The organism is Cupriavidus numazuensis (genome assembly GCF_905397435.1).
Taxonomy (GTDB): Bacteria; Pseudomonadota; Gammaproteobacteria; order Burkholderiales; family Burkholderiaceae; genus Cupriavidus; species Cupriavidus numazuensis.
This window is the reverse complement of sequence record NZ_CAJPVI010000096.1, coordinates 1-20,182: the sequence shown is the minus strand read 5'-3', so window position 1 is coordinate 20,182 and position 20,182 is coordinate 1. Positions and strand designations below refer to the sequence as shown.

At 61.9% G+C, this 20,182-nt stretch carries 17 protein-coding genes and 5 pseudogenes; 9 read left to right on the top strand and 13 right to left on the bottom strand.

Annotated elements, in window-relative coordinates:
• Positions 1-145 precede the first annotated feature (145 nt).
• On the bottom strand, positions 146-1,510 hold the full coding sequence (locus KHO41_RS39015) for a Fic family protein (RefSeq protein WP_211958558.1): 1,365 nt from the start codon (positions 1,508-1,510) through the stop codon (positions 146-148).
• 601 nt (positions 1,511-2,111) lie between these two features.
• Between KHO41_RS39015 and KHO41_RS39010 the strand changes: the two genes are divergently transcribed.
• Entirely contained in the window at positions 2,112-2,504 is a 393-nt protein-coding gene (locus tag KHO41_RS39010) for a SpoIIAA family protein (protein ID WP_211958556.1), read from the top strand.
• A 417-nt stretch (positions 2,505-2,921) separates the two neighbouring features.
• On the opposite strand, the gene KHO41_RS39005 is transcribed toward KHO41_RS39010, so the two are convergent.
• The gene (locus KHO41_RS39005) at positions 2,922-3,092 is read right to left on the bottom strand and encodes a hypothetical protein (RefSeq protein WP_181184510.1); all 171 of its coding nucleotides are present in this window, start codon (positions 3,090-3,092) and stop codon (positions 2,922-2,924) included.
• Between the two features lie 305 nt (positions 3,093-3,397).
• Here KHO41_RS39005 and KHO41_RS39000 point away from each other — a divergent pair, with 305 nt between their 5' ends.
• The 3 genes and pseudogenes from KHO41_RS39000 to KHO41_RS38990 all read left to right on the top strand — a co-directional run.
• Positions 3,398-3,802, top strand: coding sequence for a carboxypeptidase regulatory-like domain-containing protein (locus tag KHO41_RS39000; RefSeq protein WP_211958555.1), 405 nt, complete (start codon positions 3,398-3,400; stop codon positions 3,800-3,802).
• 27 nt (positions 3,803-3,829) lie between these two features.
• Positions 3,830-4,478, top strand: a pseudogene (locus KHO41_RS38995) (IS256 family transposase); the annotation flags it as partial.
• 1,383 nt (positions 4,479-5,861) lie between these two features.
• Positions 5,862-6,140, top strand: a pseudogene (locus tag KHO41_RS38990) (IS110 family transposase); the annotation flags it as partial.
• 46 nt (positions 6,141-6,186) lie between these two features.
• On the opposite strand, the gene KHO41_RS38985 reads toward KHO41_RS38990, so the two are convergent.
• Complete coding sequence (locus KHO41_RS38985) at positions 6,187-7,002, bottom strand: fused MFS/spermidine synthase (RefSeq protein ID WP_211958554.1); 816 nt, start codon at positions 7,000-7,002, stop codon at positions 6,187-6,189.
• A gap of 34 nt (positions 7,003-7,036) precedes the next feature.
• A complete protein-coding gene (locus tag KHO41_RS38980) occupies positions 7,037-7,288 on the bottom strand; it encodes an HPr family phosphocarrier protein (protein WP_258234467.1) in 252 nt (83 codons plus the stop codon).
• Between the two features lie 231 nt (positions 7,289-7,519).
• Here KHO41_RS38980 and KHO41_RS38975 point away from each other — a divergent pair, with 231 nt between their 5' ends.
• Positions 7,520-7,723 carry a ribbon-helix-helix protein, CopG family gene (locus KHO41_RS38975; RefSeq protein ID WP_211958553.1) on the top strand — a complete coding sequence of 68 codons (204 nt, stop codon included), beginning with the start codon at positions 7,520-7,522 and terminating at the stop codon, positions 7,721-7,723.
• A gap of 57 nt (positions 7,724-7,780) precedes the next feature.
• Here the strand turns inward: KHO41_RS38975 and KHO41_RS38970 are convergent, their stop codons facing one another.
• The 9 genes and pseudogenes from KHO41_RS38970 to phaZ form a co-directional block, all read right to left on the bottom strand.
• The gene (locus tag KHO41_RS38970; protein ID WP_211958552.1) at positions 7,781-8,293 is read right to left on the bottom strand and encodes an NADH-quinone oxidoreductase subunit B family protein; all 513 of its coding nucleotides are present in this window, start codon (positions 8,291-8,293) and stop codon (positions 7,781-7,783) included.
• Positions 8,293-9,825 carry a hydrogenase large subunit gene (locus KHO41_RS38965; protein WP_211958551.1) on the bottom strand — a complete coding sequence of 511 codons (1,533 nt, stop codon included), beginning with the start codon at positions 9,823-9,825 and terminating at the stop codon, positions 8,293-8,295. The genes KHO41_RS38970 and KHO41_RS38965 overlap by 1 nt, the downstream gene beginning before the upstream one ends.
• Before the next feature lie 4 nt (positions 9,826-9,829).
• Positions 9,830-11,284, bottom strand: coding sequence for a hydrogenase 4 subunit F (locus KHO41_RS38960; protein WP_211958550.1), 1,455 nt, complete (start codon positions 11,282-11,284; stop codon positions 9,830-9,832).
• Between the two features lies 1 nt (position 11,285).
• Positions 11,286-11,945, bottom strand: a complete 660-nt coding sequence (locus KHO41_RS38955; protein WP_211958549.1) for a formate hydrogenlyase — start codon at positions 11,943-11,945, stop codon at positions 11,286-11,288.
• A gap of 1 nt (position 11,946) precedes the next feature.
• The gene (locus KHO41_RS38950) at positions 11,947-12,900 is read right to left on the bottom strand and encodes a respiratory chain complex I subunit 1 family protein (protein WP_211958548.1); all 954 of its coding nucleotides are present in this window, start codon (positions 12,898-12,900) and stop codon (positions 11,947-11,949) included.
• Positions 12,901-12,904: 4 nt separating this feature from the next.
• Positions 12,905-14,923, bottom strand: a complete 2,019-nt coding sequence (gene hyfB / locus KHO41_RS38945) for a hydrogenase 4 subunit B (RefSeq protein WP_280519732.1) — start codon at positions 14,921-14,923, stop codon at positions 12,905-12,907.
• A 141-nt stretch (positions 14,924-15,064) separates the two neighbouring features.
• A pseudogene (locus tag KHO41_RS41835) lies at positions 15,065-15,214 on the bottom strand (ribbon-helix-helix protein, CopG family); the annotation flags it as partial.
• A 34-nt stretch (positions 15,215-15,248) separates the two neighbouring features.
• Entirely contained in the window at positions 15,249-15,539 is a 291-nt protein-coding gene (locus KHO41_RS41830) for a hypothetical protein (protein ID WP_342344505.1), read from the bottom strand.
• A 721-nt stretch (positions 15,540-16,260) separates the two neighbouring features.
• Positions 16,261-17,502, bottom strand: coding sequence for a polyhydroxyalkanoate depolymerase (gene phaZ / locus KHO41_RS38930; protein WP_211958546.1), 1,242 nt, complete (start codon positions 17,500-17,502; stop codon positions 16,261-16,263).
• A 359-nt stretch (positions 17,503-17,861) separates the two neighbouring features.
• Between phaZ and KHO41_RS38925 the strand changes: the two are divergent.
• From KHO41_RS38925 to KHO41_RS38910, 4 genes and pseudogenes are all read left to right on the top strand, one after another.
• Positions 17,862-18,290 (top strand): annotated as a pseudogene (locus KHO41_RS38925) (SDR family oxidoreductase); the annotation flags it as partial.
• A 247-nt stretch (positions 18,291-18,537) separates the two neighbouring features.
• Positions 18,538-18,741, top strand: a complete 204-nt coding sequence (locus KHO41_RS38920) for a hypothetical protein (RefSeq protein WP_211958545.1) — start codon at positions 18,538-18,540, stop codon at positions 18,739-18,741.
• Between the two features lie 255 nt (positions 18,742-18,996).
• Positions 18,997-19,605 carry a plasmid pRiA4b ORF-3 family protein gene (locus KHO41_RS38915; protein WP_211958544.1) on the top strand — a complete coding sequence of 203 codons (609 nt, stop codon included), beginning with the start codon at positions 18,997-18,999 and terminating at the stop codon, positions 19,603-19,605.
• Positions 19,606-19,641: 36 nt separating this feature from the next.
• Positions 19,642-20,073: pseudogene (locus KHO41_RS38910) on the top strand (ISKra4-like element ISBte1 family transposase); the annotation flags it as partial.
• Positions 20,074-20,182: the final 109 nt, after the last annotated feature.

The following is a 20,182-nucleotide window of genomic DNA, read 5'->3' as shown; positions in this document are numbered from 1 at the left end:
AGCGATCGAACTTTGCCAGATCTTCCATTGCGGTCCGCTCATCAGTATGGATTCCATATTATCTCTGACATGCATATAAACATCGTTGTTTTTATGACACAGTAAGACTAGAGCCCGGCAAACTGCAGCGAAAACAAAGTGAGACCTACATGGGTCGACCCGCGTCGATCCAGGATTGCGTGGCCGGCATGCTCAGCCGGTACCGCGCGCAGTTGAAGACCTCGAGCTTGCGCAGATCCTCGATAAGCATCTCTTTCAAGCCAGGCGCGATGTCCTCTGTGAGCGCCAGCTCGAGCAGCACGGTAATGACGGTCTTGCCTTCGCGGACGACCCGGCCGACGGCATCGGTCAATACCTGCCGATACCGGACCCGCAACGGGTCTGGCGCGCCGAGGGATTCCATGACCACCGCGTACTTCTTCATCGAGCGCCGATACGTCCAGGCAAAAAGATCGATGGCCATGGAGACATCGCGGCGCTCATAGACGCCAAGCATCGCATTCGCGTAGTCGCTTTCCTCGACATCGAGAAAGGAAAGCGGCGCGCAGTTGTACAGCATCAAGGGGACGTTGGCGGACAGTCGACTGGTGCGCTTGTTGCCGTCCTCAAACGGCTGCAGGTAAGCGATGTTCACCCACAGGAAGAAGGCAGCTTCCACCGGATTCTTGATGTGCCGAGCCTTATCGATGATGTTCCGCAGCATCTCCTCAAGGATCGCCGGCACCTGGGTGGGCACGTACACCGTATCCGTGATGTTGACCACCTTGTTTCGGATCGCACCCAGGCTATCGACATCCGCAAGCAAGTCTTGCATGAGAATGGCTTGGAGGTTCCGCACCAAGGACATTGACATCCCTTGGGTGGGTACCGCGTCGACGAGGAATTCGATGGCCGCCTTGTGGTTCAGGAGCATGACGGCATCCATGTCATCACCGTCCGAGCCTCGTTCGAACAACTCTCGCGTTGCCAATAGGCTGTACCGGTTGCCCTCGAGGCGTGACGACGACCAGGATAGGTCCAACAACAGCTGCTCGAGAACCTTGCGGGCAAAGGTCGCCGCGGGCTGTTGGCCCGCAAGACGCCCGGTTCGATAAAGCTCCTCCGCCAGATCGGGGGGCATCAGCGCCGATTCGTTCGGCACATAGTCGTCGACGAAGCCACGTTGGTAGGAGACTGGATCGCGAGCGCCGAGCGGCAACAGCAGGTACTCCCGCAGCGCAAGGGACGCTTGCGTCCAATCCGGGTGGGCCGCGGATGGCGCGACGGGAGCTGGCGCCACGGCAGGCTCTGCGGCCACCGCGGTTTGGTTCGCCAGGCTGTAGCGCGTCGCGCGAGCCTGGCCCGTGCGAATCAGCTGCCCGCTGGCGCAAAGCGCATCGAGATGGCGACGAACGGTCGCAGAACTCCCGCGTGTGGCAGAGATCACTTCCGTCGAGGAAACCTGCTCACGGCCAGCAACTGCGAGCTGCCGAATGGCCTCAAGAACGCTTTCAGGTGTCGTTTTATTCATTTTCAGCACGAATCTGCTCAAAATCCGCTCAAAATATGCTCATGCGATTGAGCAAATTCTATCGGATTGGGCAGATACTCACAATCTGCTCAGAGACTTGAGCCGATTTCCACAGGCTTAGCAGGTCCCGGTCCTACCCGGTTGACCGGGGTGTGTCACGAACGCAAGCGGCGCGATCCGAGGCTTTTCCGCGGACATCACACGCCGAGCACAGCGACTATGCCCAGCGCGGATACCTGTACGCTCCCGGAATGGACTTGTCCTGCAGCGCAAGCACACTTATGAGCCACCGGTCCACACCATACCGACGGTGACGATGCGCTGGCCGCGCAGCGCCAGCGCGCCCGAGTCCTGAGCCGCCCGCCGGTGACAGGACGGTTGCGGCCAGTGGGGATGCCCGCGTGCTCGTACTGCGCTAGCCCCGGCGGTGTGTGGCGGTGCATCTGCAACGGGGGGAACCGCATTCCGTCTTGCACTTGACGGGCTGGCTATATACGGTGGAGTCAGGAGGTACGGAACGGGCCCGCGCGCGACGGCACGAGTTACGTGCCCGGCAGTCGCGGCAGTATGACAGTCTGCGCAATTGGCAGTAGGAGTGGTCATGATTGAAATCCTGAAGGGCTTTCCCAGCAATGTGGTTGCCGCCACTGCGAGCGGCGAGGTATCGCGCGAGGACTATGAAAAGATTCTGATTCCGGCAGTGGAGGCCGCCATGGCAGGGCGCGAGAAGGTACGGGTCTACTACGAGCTTGGGCCAGGCTTCGTGAAGATGGCGGCGGGAGCGGCCTGGGATGACTTGAAGCTTGGCATCGGACACTACTTCCGATGGGAAGCCATAGCGGTGGTGACGGATCACGACTGGATCCGCCACGCGGTGGACGTACTTCGCTTCGTGGTGCCGGGCCAAGTCCGGACTTTCCATATGGAACAGGCCGGCGAGGCACGGGAATGGATCATGAGCGAGCTGCACAAGTCCACGATTCGTTTAAGCTGACCCGGGACCTCTGGCGGCTCGCAGCCGCCGGTGCACGTGCCCATCGCCGTGAGGCGAAGGCTTGTGCGCACGCGGGCCGCGCAGCAACGGGCAGGGGTAGTGCCTTGCCCGTCAGTCTTGCCTGTGTCCGTATGGGTGACGAGATGCGGGAACTGGTTCTGATACGAGCGGATTCGAAGGCAAGCTTCAGGTGCCGCGGGAACTTCCTGCTTACGACCCACGGTGCCTGTGCTACACAATTGAGGGGTACCGCATGATTCAACGGAGCCTTGGGTCACTGTCAATCAGCAAGGCCGTGTTGATCATGGCAATATGCAACAAGGCCTGGGGAAAATTCCCAGCGCATGCACTGCGCAACCGGGTGATCCTTTGCGGCCAGGAGTTGCGCGGTAACTGGAGGCGTTTAGACAACTCGCGTCAGTCCTTCCAGCGACTCGCCAAAGCATAGGCGTCAGCGAGCCAGAAGTCGCAGGCGAGGTACGTCGGCTCTTCGCCAGGCAGGTCGTCCGCGGTGCGCGGAGGCAAATAGCGGCGCACCAGGCAGTCGCACATCAATTTGTCTTCAATCGCCTGGATCGTGCGAAGCATACGCTGATCCCTGCCATTGATGAATCCGACCATCGGAAGCAGGAGCAGACTCGCAACGGTCGCGTTTCAACCATAGACCTGGACGAAGCTGTTGTGCTCCGGGCTGAAGCCGTGGCAAGCACATCGGCGTGTATTGTCGCCCTCAGGGCTCGCCAGTGGAATGATCGTTCCGGCCAAACGTGCTTCTCAATGGTCTTGATGGCACGGTCCGGGACGACCCATGCCATGACCTTGGGAAGCGTGAACGGCAGCCGCCCGCCGCAGGCTCCCACCGTAAGCCAGGCCCGATGATGACGGAGCAAGTGATGAAGGACAGGGCATTTCTGGTTTTGGCCACCGGCGCCGCGATTGCGGCGGCGACGGCGGCATTCCTTCCTCCCATGCAGGCGGTGGCTATGCTTTCCGGGCATACTGTGCCAGGCGGCGTTGCCTACGTTGCGGGCGGCCTCGGCAAGGACCCGGTGGACGCCATTCGGAGCATGCAAGGGGGCTACAACCTGCGCATGACATTCGCGCGCGCGCGGACCGGCGGCTATCTTGCGGACATCCACGTCCGCATCGAAGACATCCATGGCAATCGCGTGGTCGCCGCTATGGCGCCCGGGCTGTTGTTCTACGCAAGGCTTCCCGACGCGACCTATCGCGTGTTGTCCACTTTCGGCACACAAGAGCAGACCCGGCAAGGGGCCTGTCAGAAATTTTGTGTTTAGGGCATAACATGTCGCCAAGGAGCATGTATGCCACGCACGAAGACGGGCCAGGCAGCCGATCGTGAGCTGCCGACCATTCCTGAGGATCTGATTGCCCATTTGGTAAAGGGCCCCATGACTGCCGAGGCGATCCAGGATGCCTCGATGGCGTTCAAGAAGGCCCTGATCGGAGCGAGCCTTAGGTGCGGAGCTGGGTCATCATCTGGGCTACGCGCCGGGCGCAGAGCGCCCAGCCGGCACGGCCAACCAACGCAATGGCAAGAGCGCCAAGACCGTGCTGACTGAAGACGGGCCGTTGCGGGTAGACCTCCCACGGGACCGCGACGGCAGCTTCAATCCGATCCTGATTCCCAAGCACGAGCGGCGCTTCACCGGGTTCGACGACAAGATCATCGCCATGTACGCCCGGGGGATGACCGTTCGCGAGATCCAGGCGTTTCTGGCCGAGCAATACGGTACCGAGGTGTCGCCCGAGTTCATCAGTTCGGTGACCGATGCGGTCATGGACGAGGTGATCACCTGGCAGTCCCGCCCGCTGGAGGCGATGTACCCGGTGGTGTTCTTCGACGCGCTGCGGGTCAAGATGCGCGAGGATGGCGTGGTGCGCAACAAGGCCGTCTACCTGGCCTTGGGCGTGTTGCCGGACGGCACGCGCGACATGCTGGGCCTGTGGATCGGGCACCGTGCAAGATCAACGCCATTTCCTGTAGCGCTGCGGCATTTAATGACGGCTAACGAAGCATAGATGAAGCGCCTCATCCATGCTCGGGTTAGCACCTCATCGTAATAAGCCTCTCATGCGAGAGTCCGTTCGGAAGCCCACAGATCTTCGCCTTGCGCCTCTCCCTGCTGCCAGGCATTACCAGATAAATTTCGTTCACAATCCGCGGCGGGGACAACATGGGCAGGCTGGCTGGCTACCTTCGCGCATATGTTATCTACCGCCGAAGTGCGAAAGCAGCCGACCTCCTTTGGAAATACTATGGACTTGGGCTCACAGACGAGATCCGCCATCGGTTGATGTCCCTAAGCGTACGGGCCCGCGGCGAACTTTCGCCGCATGCACTGGCGATGCTTTACCTCGTCGCGATGCTAGAGGAGTACGAAGGCGACCCTAATGCCCCGATCGTCCACGCTAGCGTTGAGTTTCTCCTGCGCCGTGCCACCGCCGCCGATGCCGGGGGCCGGCGGCACGACTCGATCCACTTTCAGCACCTACGAGAGATCGCTATGCGGAAATATGGCTGGGAGCCGTAATTTCACGTTCTCAGAGCGGCCGCCGAATGCCCGCCACCACGTTGTTTGCTTAGGGATGAGGATATGAGCGCGCCGCACGCGAATCTGCGATTCGCATGCACCTGTGGTCACTTGACTGACACGATTCCCCGCACAGTTCGAAGGGCCGGCCGCGCGAGAGGTTGGCCAATCCCGATTTGGGTACAGCTACTGTCATTCATAACAGTAGGCAGTCGGTTCCAGCGCACATAGAATCAATCGCGAAAAATCCCATCGGTCGTGCAGGGCCCGACAGTTAGCGATTCGGAAGGCAACGCTACGCTCGCGCCCACGCCAGACGCGCAGGCCATGCTGCCGGCCGTCATATTGGCTTGACGCCTGAGCGCTCATTGGCGCGCGCATTCCAGGCTTGCCGTACTTCTAACGCCGCCGTACATGCGCTGTCCGCCCCCGCGCTCATGACGAAGCACTACGCCTTGATGATCTGCGCGTGTATGCGCGAGATCGTGCTGATTTCCTGGCGCTCTTCTGGGGGGCCGTACCTTTCGGTGAAGTCTGGCGGTCTGGCCACAAAAGCTATTGTGAATCAAGGGGTTGCAATCTCACCGGTCATGCGAAAGGCGGAAGGGGCACAGCCTTGCTGGAGGCGGCTCTCCGGTTGATCACCGCCACTTTTTGCACGAACGGTACGAATTGAAATGAACGCGTCCCACCCGTGGGCGGTGGGGTCAAGGGATCTTGAGATCGACCCTTACGGGCCAACGACATGGAAGTGTCCAGGTGGGAAGATGTACACATTTCCCAGCAACCGGAGGAGCCTGAAATGAATTCTATGGCCGTGGGTGTGGATATCGCGAAATCGGTGTTTCAGGTGCACTACATCGACCAGGCTACGGGCGAGATCGTGAACAAGCAGATCAAGCGAGCCAAGTTCCTCGAGCACTTTGCAAACCGTGCTCCCTGCCTGATCGGAATGGAGGCGTGTGGCGGTGCACACCATTGGGCGAGGCAGCTGACGAAGATGGGTCACCAGGTGAGGCTGATGCCAGCAGAGTTCGTGAAGGCGTTCCAGTCAGGTGGTGCAGGTACGAGATGGGCATGGTCGCGTGCGGGGAGTGTCTTGCTGGCTGCGTCGATGCGTGGCTTGGTTAGCTCGGCAGCGTTTGCCAGAACTTGTGATCCGACGCGAGCCGCTTGCCCTGCTTCAGGCGACGCGCCGCCGTGCGCAGGTTCAGGGGGTGTGCGGTTTCCAGAATGCGTGCACGCGTGAGCAGCGTGTTCAGCGATGGCAGCTTCCACGTTCCCTTCCAGGCGAACAGCGTGTAGTTGCAGCTGTCCTCAGACAGGGAAATGGAGAATGACTCGCCGAACACCGAGCGCACCTCTTCCAAGTAGAACGGGATGTCCTGGTCGCTCTCGAGAAAGTTGGCGACCAGGACGCCGTTGTCGGCGAGCCGCGCGTGACAGGCCGCATAGAAGGCCGCCGTGCCCAGTTGCGCCGGCATGCCATGGGCCAGGAAGCCGTCGACGAGAATTACATCCGGCCGCGCCTCCTGGCCTTTGACGTACTCCGCACCATCCGCGCAAATCACTTCGAAGCGGTCGTCATCGGGCGGAATCAGGAACGTCTCGCGCAGGGCGATCACCGCCGGATCGATCTCGATGGCCACCACCTTGGTGTTGGGGAGATGGTGGTAACAATATTTGGGCAGGGAGCCGCCGCCCAGGCCAATCATGGAAATCCGGGTGGGCGCGGGCTGCAACAGCAGGAAGCTCATCATCGTCCGGGTGTACCCGAGTACGAGCTTATTGGGATCGCGCCTGGACATCAGGCTTTGGGTCGCATGGACGTCAAAGTGCAGCGACAGCGCATGCTCAGTTTCCAGCAACACGGGTGACCCGTCGCCTGTCGCCTCGGCGAGAAAGTTTAAATAGGCTTCGAAGGAGGCGCGGGAGGAATTCATCGGCCGGGTTCCATCAAACATGCGCAAGAAAGTGTCACGCTGCCAGGAGCGCGGCAAGGGCTTGCACCGCAGCCACCTCGTCGGGGCCGGCTGCCTGGATCGTTACTTTGGTACCGGCCCGTGCGGAAAGCCGCATCACCGCCATGACATCCTTGGCATCTGCGCTGCAATCGTGACAGACCAGCAGGATCTCGCTGTGGAATTGGCTGGCGGCAAGCGCAACTCGCGCGGAGCCGCTGCCCTGCAGGCCGACGCGGCTGGCCATTTCAACTGTTCTTGTTTCCACCGAACCTTCAAGTGAATTCGCGTCAGCCGGTCCCGGCACCGGCGAATGAGGCCGGCCGCGAGCGCCGTGGCCGTCATCGCCGCCACTCTGGCGAGGCGGGAACTACCACGACGTACCGCCGTGAGCGAGACTCCGGTCGACCCAATCTGCTTGTGCCAACGAAACCTGGATCCTGACGACGAGTTGTATATAATGACCATTATATTAACATATGATGGTCATACATAGCACATGGAATCCAAGACGGCCCGGCTCACCCTGTTGATCGATCCGGAAAAAAAGAAGGCCTTTGAGGCGCTGTGTGCGGCGCAGGATCAGACGCCATCGCAGGTGGTGCGCCGCCTGATACGCGATTACCTGGAAGAGCACGGCGTGGACTACGCGACCCGGCCCAGAGTCGGCACGGCCGCTGACCCGGAAGTGACGGCCTGTTAACCGCGAGCCGCTTTTAAGGCGGGAAATTGCCTGCAGCGGGAAGCGAGTCGTGCATGGTCAGCCATGACGCCGCCGCACGGCGCTGAGAATTCCTCGCAGGATCTCGATGGGCGGTGGCGGACATCCCGGCACGGTCGCGTCCACCGGAATGACGTTGGCGACGCGGCCGCAGCTCGCATAGTTTTCGCCGAAGATGCCGCCGGTGCAGCCACACTCGCCCACTGCGACCACCAGCTTGGGCTCCGGCGTCGCCTCGTAGGTTCGCCGCAGCGCTTCTGCCATATGGCGAGAGACCGGTCCGGTCACGAGCAGCATATCGGCATGCCGTGGGCTGGCGACAAACCTGATGCCCAGGCCTTCGATGTTGTAATAGGGGTTGCCGAGCGTGTGGATCTCCAACTCACAGCCGTTGCAGGAGCCTGCGTCGACCTGGCGGATGGTCAGCGCCTGGCCGAGGATATCAAGCAGGTCTTGGTGGATGCGTGCAATCGCGGTGTCGTCGGCATCGACCTGCGGCGCGGGCTCGGTCACAATGCCCGTACGAGCAATCTGCTTGAGTAGTTGCCACATCAGAGGTCGTGCCCCGCATAGCTGAGGTTGAAGGACTTGTTGATCAGCGGAAAATCCGGAACGATATTGCCGATAATGGCATGCTCGAGCACCGGCCAGTTCTGCCATGACGGGTCATGGCAATGACAGCGCTGGATCCGGCGGTCCGCCGTGAGTTCGAGCGCGACAAAGACTTCGCCGCGCCACCCCTCGACCCACCCGGCCCCGACTCTCGCGGCGTCAGGCAAGTGCAGCGCGTCACGCGTTGCCCCACCCGGCAGGCCATCGCAGAGTTCGCGAATCAGGCGCAGCGATTCGAGCGCCTCGTCAAAACGCACCGCCACGCGCGCCGCCACATCGCCGGCGCTGTGTGTGACAAGCCTGACAGCCAGGCTTTCATATGGCAGCCAGGCATGCTCGCAGCGTACATCGGCAGCGCGGCCGCTGGCGCGCCCGGCCATCCCCGTGAGCCCGAGCTGATCCGCAAGCTGCGGCGTGACGCGGCCCGTGCCGAGAAATCGGTCTTGCAGACCCGCATGCTCCTCGTAAACCGCACGTAGCGCGCGCAGCGCTCGTTCGATCTCGTCGCACTGCTGGTGCTGGCGTTCCAGCATGTCCGGCGCCACGTCGATCGCCACCCCTCCCGGCACCACGACATCCATCATCAGGCGATGGCTGAACGCTTGTCCGGATAAGCGCTGCCAGTCCTCGCGCAACCGCGAGAACTGCGCCAGCCCGAAGGCCAGCCCGGCATCGTTGCCCAGCGCACCCAGGTCACCCAGGTGATTGGCCACGCGTTCGCGCTCCAGCATCAGCGCGCGCAGCCAGACCGCACGCGGAGGCGCCGTGGCGCCACAAGCGGATTCGAGTGCCATGCAATAGGCCCAGGCATAAGCCACCGTGGAATCGCCGGACACCCGTCCTGCCAGGCGGTAGCCTGCGCATGGATCGATTTCGGTGAAACGCCGCTCAATACCCTTGTGCGTGTAGCCAAGCCGCTCCTCCAGCCGCAATACCTTCTCGCCAACCACGGAAAAGCGGAAGTGGCCGGGCTCAATGATGCCCGCATGTACCGGCCCCACTGCAATCTCGTGCACCCCGTCACCAGCGACACGCACGAAGGCATAATCGGCGGGAAGCATGCCTGTGGCACACTCTCCGGCTGGCGCGCCAGACCGCAAGGGGCTTGGTGGCCACAGACCATGGTCAAGCCAGGGCCTGGTATCGCGGGCGCCTTCGATCGAGATGCCCGACAGGTCTGTCATGGCGCGCTGCATCCGGTTGGCGCAGGGGAAGATGCCGGCTAAATCCGGCACGGTCCCTGCGCCCTCGAGCGGCAATTCGAGCCAGACCAGCCCTTGCGGCAGGGCATAGGCAACGCACGCTACCGCCCCCGACCCGCGATCCATGCCCCATACTGTAATGAGGCGCCCGCCCGCCTCCGCGACTGTCCGTGCGACGGCCGACCAGGCATTGCGCCCGGCGCGCCCGTGCCAGACCGGGAGCGGTGCCGGCAGGCGATCCAGGTCTACACCAAGGTTGGGCCGAGTCATACATTCATCTCCCCAGCATGGCGCTAGCTTGCCGATACCACGCATCGAGATAGGGCGGAATGAAGAGCCCTAGCATTAGACCGATCGCGAGATGCGCGAACACCGGAATCAGCGCTGGCGGATGCGCCAGCGGCTTGAGCGTGGTATCGCCAAAGACCATCGGCTGCACGCGATTGAAGATGGACGCGAAGGCTACGCCGAGCGCAACCAGCAGGAAGGGCGTGGCCCACGCCTGCTCGCGCATGGCGGTGGTGACGATCAGAAACTCACTGGCAAAAACGCCGAACGGCGGCATGCCGAGGATCGCCAGCGCGCCCAGCATCAGGCCCCAGCCCACCGTGGGGCTGACGCGGACCAGCCCGCGGATGTCGTCCATCATCTGCGTGCCTGCCTTCTGGGCAGCGTGGCCGACCGCGAAGAAGATGGCCGACTTGATCAGGGAATGAACTGTCATATGCAACAGGCCGGCGTAACTGGCGATCGGACCTCCCATGCCAAAGGCAAAGGTCATTAGCCCCATGTGCTCGATCGACGAATACGCGAACATACGCTTGACGTCGCGCTGCCGGATCACGAAGAAGACCGCCGCGACCACCGACAGCAGGCCGAAGCCCATCATCAGGTACCCGGTGAGCCGGCTGCCCAGTGCCGCGTCCGTCAGCATCTTGCAGCGCAGGACCGCATAGAGCGCCACGTTGAGCAGCAGACCGGACAGCACCGCAGACACCGGCGTCGGCCCCTCGGCATGCGCGTCAGGCAACCAGTTGTGCAGGGGCACCAGGCCCACCTTGGTGCCATAGCCGATAAACAGGAAGGCGAATGCCAGCGTGATAATGTTGGGATCGAGCTGCCTCTTGACCGCGTCCAGATTGGTCCACAACAGCGCGCCGCCCTCTGCGCCGATCACCTTCTCCGCCGCCATATAGAGCAGCACCGTGCCAAACAGCGCCTGCGCGATGCCCACGCCGCACAGGATGAAGTACTTCCATGCAGCCTCGAGACTCGCCGCGGTCCGGTAGACGCTGACCAGAAGCACTGTGGTGAGGGTGGCGGCTTCCATGGCTACCCACACGATGCCGAGGTTGTTCGTCGTCAGCGCCAGCAGCATGGTGAAGCTGAATAGCTGGTACATGCTGTGGTAGAGGCGCAGGCGCGGCGGAGTCATCTTGCCGTGGTCACGCTCTACGCGCATGTAAGGCCGCGAGAAGATCGAGGTAGTCAGGCCCACGAAGGCAGTCAGGGCCACCAGGAAGACGTTCAGGGCGTCGATGTAGAACTCCCGCCGCCACACCAGGAGCGGTCCGTCGGAAACGATCTGCACAGCCAGGGCGCACGCGGCGACGAAGGTGCCCAGGCTGAACGCCACATTGATGTCGCGCGCAGGGTCGCGATGCCCGGTGAGCGCCAGCACCAGCCCTCCCGCAAGCGGAATTCCGAGGAGGAAGGCGAGTGCGATCAAGTCAATCCTCCTTCAGTTGTTCGAGGTTGCGGATGTCCAAGCTATCGAACTGCGCTCGGATCTGGAACATGAACACGCCCAGGATCAGCACCCCGATCAGCACGTCCAATGCTATGCCCAGCTCCACCACCATCGGCATGCCGTAGGTGGCCGCGGTGGCGGCAAAGAACAGCCCATTCTCCATTGCTAGAAATCCGATCACCTGGGGCACCGCCTTGGAGCGCGTGATCATCATCAGGAAGGACAGCAGTACGCAGGCCAACGCGATGCCAAGCGTTCCGCTGGCCAGCTTGAGCGAAAGCCGCGTGATCGGCATGGCAAGATTAAAGGCGAAGATCACCACCAGGATGCCGATCAGCATCGTGGTGGGGATGTTGATCAACGTCTCAACGTCCCAGCGGATCTGCAGCCGGTCGATGATCCGGTGCAGCAAATAGGGAATCAGCAAGACTTTGAGTATCAGCGTCAGCCCAGATGACAGATACAGATGCGGTTGCGCGGTGACATAGCCGACCACCGCCGTCGCCAGCGCCAAAGTCATACCCTGTAGCGTGAACAGGTGAATCAGAGACAGGATGCGGCGCTGCGCGATCATGGCAAAGGCAAGAATCAGCAGCACCGCGCCGAGCAGGTTGACGAATTGGGTCAGCAACGCGCTCATGTCAATGGACCAGCAACAGGTGCACCAGCAGACCGATCACCGCCAGCAGGAAAGCGGTGGCGAGGAACTCGGGCACGCGAAAAATGCGCATCTTGGCGCTGGCCGTCTCCAGTAGCGCGAGCAGCACACCGCCTACCATCAGTTTGAGCACCAGCGCTGGCAAGGCCAACAGCATCAGGACTGGGGCGTCGGCCTCGGCCACGCCCCAGGGAAAGAACAGCGCCAGGCCAATGCAGGAGTAGGCGAACAGTTTCAGGCTTGCCGCCCACTCGAGCAGCGCCAGGTGACGCCCCGAGTATTCCAGGATCAACGCCTCGTGGATCATCGTCAGCTCCAGGTGGGTCGCCGGATTGTCCACCGGCACGCGCGCGTTTTCGGCCAGCGACACCATGGTGAAGGCAACGCCGGCAAAGGCCATACCCGGATAAATGGCCAGTTCGCGATGTGCCAGCGTTTCCACCATGGTCGTGAGCGATGTCGAGCGTGAGACCAGTGAGGCCGAGAACAGCACCATCAACAAGGCTGGTTCGGCCAGGAAGCCGATCAGCATTTCGCGCCTCGCGCCCAGCGTGCCGAAGGCCGTGCCGATATCCATTGCTGCCAGTGAGATGAACACCCGTGCCAGTGCGAACAGGCCCACCAGCGCGATGGCGTCGGCGGCTGGCGCTAGCGGCAAGTCTGTGGAGAGCGTGGGGATGATGGAGCAGGCCAGCGTCATGCAGCCGAACACTACATAGGGGGTGGCGCGGAACAGCGGCGAGGCGTTGTCGGCTACCACCGATTCCTTGTTGAACAACTTGTGCAACATGCGGTAGGGCTGCCAGAAGCTGGGCGCGGACTTATTCTGCAGCCAGGCCCGCCAAACGCTGACCCAGCCGGAAAGCAGCGGCGCCAAGGCAATCGAGATCACGATCTCGAGGAGTTGCGACAGCAAGCCGGTTCCGCTCAGTGCCATGGTCTCACCGCATCACCGCCAGCAGCACGGCAATCAAAGTCAGGAAGCTGTACAGCAGGTACGCCGAAATTCGCCCCTGTTGAATCACACCAATGACCCGCGCCAGGTATGAGGCAAGCCCGATGATGGGCAGGTACACCCAGCGCCAGAAATGATCCGCAACGGTCACGTGATAGCGTGGCTGTTCGTCGAAAGGCGTGGGCAAGTCGCGCCGCATCAGGAAAAAGGGCTCGAAGATCTGGCGGATCGGCTGGCCGAAGCCCTCGGCGGTGTCCTGCATGCGTGCGGTGCCCCATGGGAAGCCGCAGGCCCAGGGCGGACTGCGGCGCAACCTGCCATGGTAGAAACTGCGCACCAGCAGATAGGCGAGCGCGAAGCTGGCGAGGATGCCGAGCAGGAAGATGACCGGGCCGTAGCTGGCCTGCTCGGGGCCGAGTGGTGCGAGCAGCCACCCGTTCGCCGCGACGTGCGCACCAAGCCCGCCGCCGACTAGTTGTTGCGTCACAGCTTCGATCTGGCGGATGAAATGTGATGGCAGCAATCCGAGCGCCACGCATCCCAGCCCCAACCACAGCATGCCGGCGCGCTCCCACCGGCCTGCATCGTGCGCGCCGGCCAGCTTGGGCTCGCGCGGTTGACCCAAGAAGATCACGCCGTAGAACTTGACCATCGTATAACCAGCCAGAGCCGCCACCAGCGCAATCAGAGCGGCGACCACCGGGATCAGCATGGTCAGCAGGGGTACCGGCAGGCCGGTCGTGAACAGGAAACTCTGCAACAGCAGCCACTCCGAGACGAAGCCGCCCAGCGGCGGCAAGCCCGCGCTGGTCAGTACGCCCAGTAGCGTGAGCCAGCCCACCCAGGGCATGGGTCGGATCAGACCTCCTAGCTTGCCGAGGCTGCGCTCGGCGGTAGCATGCAGCACGCTGCCAGTGCCAAGAAAAAGCAGGCTCTTGAAGACGGCATGGCTGGCCACATGATAGAGCGCGGCGGTCAGGGCCAGGGCTGCCAACTGCTTCATGTCATAAGCCGAGTAGACCATCGCGAGACCGATGGCGACGAACAGCAAGCCCATGTTCTCGATCGAAGAGTAAGCCAGCAGCCGTTTCATGTCAGTCTGTACTGCGGCAAACACCACGCCGAATAGCGCGGTGCCCAAGCCGAAGGCCAGCAGTAGTGCGCCCCACCACCACAGGCGCATCTGCAGCAGGTCGAGGCCCACGCGCAACAGGCCGTAAATGGCCGTGTTGAGCATGACACCGCTCATCATCGCCGAAACCGGCGACGGCGCAGCCGGATGGGCTTCCGGCAACCAGACATGCAGCGGCAGCAGGCCCGCCTTGGCGCCGAAGCCAAACATGGCAAGCAGAAAACCAGCTGATGCCCAGAACGGTGTGAGGGTCTGGGCACGCATATTGGCGAAGGTGTAATCGCCAGTATTCGCCTGCAGCACGCCAAAGCACAGTAGGACCGCGATGGCGCCAACGTGCGCCATGGTGAGGTACAGGTAACCGGCGCTGCGGACTTCCGCAATACGGTGATTGGCAGTCACCAGGAAGAAAGACGACAGCGCCATGGTTTCCCACATGACCATGAACGCATAAGCGTCGTCGGCTAATACGACACCGGCCATGCTGATCAGAAACAGGTGGTACTCGAGGCAAAGCAGTCCGGGCGGCGTGCCCTCGCCCTGGCGAAAGTAGCCAGCCGCGAACACCGAAATACCAGCTGCTACGGTGCCAATCACCATCAGAAAATAGGCGGACAGGCCATCCAGACGTAGGTGGAACGGCAGACCGGGCAGTCCGATTGGCAGCACAGCCACTTCGGGAACGCTGCCCAGGGCAGCAAGCGCCAGTGCCCCGAGCAGCAGGCCGACCAAGCCGCCGAGCGGAAAGAGCACGTGTGACACAAATGCCAGACGATGCAGGGCAAGCACGCCGACTGCCCCAATCAGCAGCCAGGCTGCCGCAACGACCAGCATCCAGTCGAGCAACAACCAATGTCCGACCGTGCCGCCCACGATTCAGGCTCCGCGCCGCGTGGCACGCCTGGCGGGCTGTGCTGCGTCACGCTCGGAGGGCTTCTTCTTGCCCGGTTTACCAGCGCGAGGCGATTCGACATCGCCCGCTGCCAGGTCATCCAGGTCCACGCCACTGGCCACATACTCGACGCCGTGCTGGGCCAGGTAAGTACGGATGAGCTGGCGTATCACCTGCGACGCGGTCAAGTCCTGCTGTGCGCACAGTAGCTCGAAGGCCGCCTTCTTGTTCGGATCGATCAGGATTGTGAGACGGGAAGTCTTGAGTTCCATGGATCCTCGCATTGCCATACCATGATCACATGCATCACATAGTAGTACCATGCTCGGGGAAATACCAAGTAGCGCCGCCAGGGCCGGCCTGCACCTGGCATGTGTCGCGCAGCAAGATCGCGCGCACGCCATCAAGACGGCGCCGCGCAGTGGTCATCATTTGACTTCGGTGGCCGGCGGGGGTGCTGCAGCGAAGCTGCTCCTGATGCAGCGTGGAGAGCACGCTCTCATTCGTTGCAAAGCCGAGCGCGCCAACAGCGGCGTGCCGCACATCGGCATTGACGTCGCCGCGCGCGAGCGCCGCAAGGGCGGGGAGGGCAGGCATGTGCCGAAGCCATCCAAGCACGCCGATCGCTTCACGCCGTACCGCTTGACGCCGGATCAGCGGGTGCCGCGTGCGCCGGCCCCGCGCTGTCGGGCAGTCGCAGTTCCCGGAGCGCCTGGTTGGCCGGATAGCAACGTCTGTCACCAATTTGGGTGATGCGACCTGGCAGTCGCTCCACTTACACTGCAATTGCGTAGGCGCTAGATTTCCTCCCGCCTACAGGCCTTCAGCCCCTCGGAGCACCCCGCGCCGAGGGGATTTTCTTTGGCCGGCAGACCTAGAACGCACGGACATCGCCTCTCGCTTAGCGAAAATCCATTGAGGCATCAGGCGCTGATCCTGTCGTCCGCCGCCGCCGTAGACGCTGCCCAGAGTCCACCTACGAGTTTCACCAGATGCCGGGACACCGAGCGAGTCATCGTCGACAATTCGCATGACAAAGCATCGATATGCCGCCGCCATATCGACGTCGGCATGTATGCCGTGTACCAGACGTGTCTCGCCTTACCCCGGACCCTCGGCCATTATCGTGGCAAGACTCCGGCTTGCCAGAGCCCGAGCAAGTGGCAGGTAGGCAACGCCCCAGCCGTTCTGGCCGCCAAACAACAGAACTGTCCCACGCGCCCGGAGAGCGGATGGCAGCGGACAGCCAGCTTCAGATCGGAATGAGAATGGCATGCATCTCGGCGAATGATGATTCTTGGCGCAGGTCGTCACGGCGCTAGCCATCTTGTCGAGTCAGAGCGCGGATACCCGGGTATATCTCGTTTCGCCATCGAGGGCCGCTGAAAAGATCGTAGTGGTCGCACTGGCTCACCGTCACGTGCTGCTTGTCGCGTACGGTAATGCCGCGGCACAGATCGTGCGCGGCCTGGGTCTGGCCGGAGCCGCAAATGGCGTCGCGGTCGCCCTCAATGGTCAATAGCGTAGTTGCGCGGATGTCTTGCGGGCGCACGGGCACCCCATGCACGCACCAGCTACCGCACGCCAGACGGAATTCCTGAAATACGATCTGGATGGTATCCAGGTAGAATTCGGCCGCCATGTCGAGCACTGCATGATGCGCGTCGTAAACGCGCCGCAAGGCTTCCGCACGCTCATAGTCGCCTCGCAGGAGCTCCAAGTAATAGGCCTGCTGTGATGCCATCAAGAGACCGGGCTGTGCGGCCATCAGGCCAGCAAACTGCAGAAAGTTTGGATACACCTTCCGACCAGCCCCAGCGTAGCGATTGGGCACTGTATAAATCAAATTCCGTTGAAACCACAAGAGTGAGCGGTCTGCGGCCAGTCGCCCCACTGCGGTGGGTCTCCGGCGAGCGTCGATCGGCCCACCCATCAGGATCAGGCTCCTTGGGGTTGGCTCACCGGCGCTGGCCAACAGGGAAATAGCCGCCAGGGCCGGAACTGTGGCCTGGCAGATGGCCATCACATGGAGCGGCTCCCTCGTGCCGATCTGACGGATAAAGCCCTGCAGTTCAGTGACATAGTCATCCAGGTGAAACGGCCCACAAGCCAGTGGGACACAGCGCGCATCGGTCCAGTCCGTCACATAGACCTCATGCTCCGGCAACAGGACTTCGACAACCTCGCGAAGCATGACGGCGTGATGCCCTGCAAGCGGCGCACAAACCAGCACCGCGGGTCTTGGCTGCGATGCGGCGGCGCCATGCACGGCCGAATCAGGCGTGAAGCGTAACAGGCGGCAGAATGCGCTCTCCTGGACGACTTGCTCCAGCACCGGAAGAACACAGCCATCTCGCTCCACGGCGGTGATGCCGAACCTAGGCTTGTCGTAGGTTTTGCCCAGCCGGTACAGCATGTCGTAACCAGCGGCAAAGGCGGGCGCGCCCGGCACATGCGACAGAAGACTGCTCTGGTCGGAAAACGCGCTTGCCGCGTTCGCTGCCCACGCAGCGAACGGCGCGAGCATCGCGCGCTGAACCTCCATGAACTGGTACAGCATGGGGCCTCCACAAGATAGTACACCGGGCCGACCGGCGGTCACGCTACGGACGCGATAACCTCGCCGGCCAGCCAGCTTTGATGAGGGCATGAGGCGAACGGTACTGTGGGCCCGTCTGCGCGCGTACTGATGCGCGTGTGCGAAGCAATAGCGGAGTATTACTATAGGTCGGACAGGTATTGCTGCAGCGCAAAAGAATCAAGGCAGCAACAACGCTTCGGTCTTGCGACGCTGTGTGCGCATCGCCTCGGCATCAGAAACGCGGCGCCCGCACCAGGGAAGAGCCCAGCAGACGTACTTGCACCAGCTCCGTGCCGATCTTCGGAGTAAATGCCCGAGAAACGTACAAGGTCAACTGAGATGCGGTCATGCGAACCAATCTCGATTCCGTTTTCAAAATGTCGAAGCCGGTGTGCGACGACATGGTCAAGCGCGGCTGGGGCCGCATCGTCAATGTGTCCTCCATCAGTGGCTCCAAGGGTGGCTTCGGCCAAGCGAACTACGCAGCGGCGAAGGCCGGCATGCATGGCTTTACGAAATCACTGGCGCTGGAGGTGGCCAAGAGCGGTGTCACTGTGAACACGGTATCGCCCGGCTTCATTGCCACCAAGATGGTGACCGCCGTGCCTCAGGAAATCCTCGATACCAAAATCATTCCGCAAATTCCGGTAGGCCGTCTTGGCAAGCCCGAAGAGGTGGCGGCGCTGATTGCATACTTATGCTCGGAGGACGCTGCTTTCGTGACGGGCGCGAATATCGCCATCAACGGCGGCCAGCACATGCAGTAAGGCGTTGACGCTCCGTCGAGCTTACAGGTGGACGGAGCCGGAGCGGCTCTACGACAACAAACGCAATAATTGGCGAGCCACTTGGAAGTGGCAAGAATGACGTCAACTGTACCCCAAGCGTTTTCGGCATGGTGCACCTCCTGTTTACTCAAGATAGGCATGGCCCCTGAACTTCTTGTGGGCCAGTTTTTCGGCCGGGTGAGGTGGTATCTGTCCATGCTACGATCCTCCAAAACGGGGAGGTACCATGGGTATTGAGAGCTACAAGGACTACACGGTTCGTGGCTTTGCGAAGCAAATGGGTGATGGTTCGTTCGAAGCCTTTGGCACCGTGCAAAAGGACCATCTCGTTCTGGAGGCGTCTGAGCCTTTGGGATACTACCCAACGTTCGACCGTGCAGTCGCGGCAGGCATCGCATGGGCGAAGGCGTGGGTCGAGGATCAACGCTGAACCCTCGGGAACTCCACCACCCACCCACACCCACAAACGACGCGCAGCCTACTGCGGCCCGTCGCGCACGGTCGAAGACCGCACTCTGCAAACGCAGGACATATCACTGATCGAGTCGTTTCTGGGTCTCCATGGCAGTCCCGAATTCAGTGTCTAGCCGATAGGTTGCACGGTGCCTGCCTGGAGACCGCGCCAAAACGGGGGCAGACGACCGGATCGCTGCCGAGCGGCCAATGAGGCACCTACAATGCGCGCATGGCTTCCGATCCTGGGCCGACGATCTCGGTCCTTCAACTTTGCATTGCGCTGCGCGGCCTGAGCCCGCCGGTCTGGCGGCGCGTCCTCGTTCCCGAGCACTTGACGCTCGGACAGTTGCACCATGTCATCCAGGTCGTCATGGGCTGGGCCGACGCACATCTGCACACGTTCAGCATTCGTGGCAGGCGTTACGGCGGAGCTCATGAAGGCGTCTTGCAGTTCTCCACCGTGGCGAATGAACTGCCGCTGACTGCGTTTCACCTCCGCGAACACGAAGGCTTCGTCTACATGTATGACTTCAACGCGTGGTGGCGCCACGAGATACGGATGGAGCGGCGTATGCTTCGGCAACGGCCTGGCCAGTTGCCCCGTTGCGTAGCGGGTTGCGGACCTTGCCCGCCCGAGGACATTGGCGGGATCGAGCGGTATCTGGAGGCCAGGGACGAACACAGTGAATATGAGTTCCTCGATTGGATCGAGTCGCTGCGCGAGCGGCCCGTCGTGTTGGAAGACCTACGCGACGAGGTCGACCGGTGGCTGACTTGGCTGGATCGTCGCTTTGACCGTCAGACCGTCAATGATCGGTTGCGAGAGGTGGAGGGGTAGACTGGTCGCCGCAGCTTCCACGGGAGGAGGGCGGCCATGCGTATCAGCTTGCAACTCGTAGTGCAGGGCGAGGGAGGCGTGACCGCCACCGTCACCGAAATCGCCCAGTTCCAGAGAGAGGGCCTTGATGTGGGCTCGCTGGGTCTGCATCTGGAGGAGGCGAAATCATTGCTGGGTCGGCTGCAGCGCACGATGGTCACGGCACAAGTTGCGGAGGCCGTTGCCCGGACCAGCGTTTGTCCCACTTGCGGGGCGCGGTTGGCTTGCAAGGGCCACCATCACTTGGTCTTCCGGAGCGCGTTCGGGCGACTGTCGATTGACAGTCCCAGGCTGTACCCCTGCCGGCGGTGCCAGGGTGACGCCCCCACCTTCAGTCCGATCGCCAACTGCTTGCCTGAGCGGGTCAGCCCAGAACTGCAGTATCTCGAGGTCAAGTTCGCAGCGCTGATGTCGTATGGTCTGACCGTCGTAAGCGCTAGATCCAGCACACCTTGAGTATTCCGATTGTTATCCGATACCGTGCGTCGCACGGGGTGTTACCGGGTAACGATCACGAGGAGTGCGGGATGGCACAGAC

Excerpts from the sequence above, each read along its gene's own strand:
- KHO41_RS39015 (WP_211958558.1), bottom strand. The coding sequence starts at position 1,510 with ATGAATAAAACGACACCTGAAAGCGTTCTTGAGGCCATTCGGCAGCTC.
- KHO41_RS39010 (WP_211958556.1), top strand. The coding sequence starts at position 2,112 with ATGATTGAAATCCTGAAGGGCTTTCCCAGCAATGTGGTTGCCGCCACT.
- KHO41_RS39005 (WP_181184510.1), bottom strand. The coding sequence starts at position 3,092 with ATGCTTCGCACGATCCAGGCGATTGAAGACAAATTGATGTGCGACTGC.
- KHO41_RS39000 (WP_211958555.1), top strand. The coding sequence starts at position 3,398 with ATGAAGGACAGGGCATTTCTGGTTTTGGCCACCGGCGCCGCGATTGCG.
- KHO41_RS38985 (WP_211958554.1), bottom strand. The coding sequence starts at position 7,002 with ATGAATTCCTCCCGCGCCTCCTTCGAAGCCTATTTAAACTTTCTCGCC.
- KHO41_RS38975 (WP_211958553.1), top strand. The coding sequence starts at position 7,520 with ATGGAATCCAAGACGGCCCGGCTCACCCTGTTGATCGATCCGGAAAAA.
- KHO41_RS38970 (WP_211958552.1), bottom strand. The coding sequence starts at position 8,293 with ATGTGGCAACTACTCAAGCAGATTGCTCGTACGGGCATTGTGACCGAG.
- KHO41_RS38965 (WP_211958551.1), bottom strand. The coding sequence starts at position 9,825 with ATGACTCGGCCCAACCTTGGTGTAGACCTGGATCGCCTGCCGGCACCG.
- KHO41_RS38955 (WP_211958549.1), bottom strand. The coding sequence starts at position 11,945 with ATGAGCGCGTTGCTGACCCAATTCGTCAACCTGCTCGGCGCGGTGCTG.
- KHO41_RS38950 (WP_211958548.1), bottom strand. The coding sequence starts at position 12,900 with ATGGCACTGAGCGGAACCGGCTTGCTGTCGCAACTCCTCGAGATCGTG.
- KHO41_RS41830 (WP_342344505.1), bottom strand. The coding sequence starts at position 15,539 with ATGCCTGCCCTCCCCGCCCTTGCGGCGCTCGCGCGCGGCGACGTCAAT.
- phaZ (WP_211958546.1), bottom strand. The coding sequence starts at position 17,502 with ATGCTGTACCAGTTCATGGAGGTTCAGCGCGCGATGCTCGCGCCGTTC.
- KHO41_RS38920 (WP_211958545.1), top strand. The coding sequence starts at position 18,538 with ATGGGTATTGAGAGCTACAAGGACTACACGGTTCGTGGCTTTGCGAAG.
- KHO41_RS38915 (WP_211958544.1), top strand. The coding sequence starts at position 18,997 with ATGGCTTCCGATCCTGGGCCGACGATCTCGGTCCTTCAACTTTGCATT.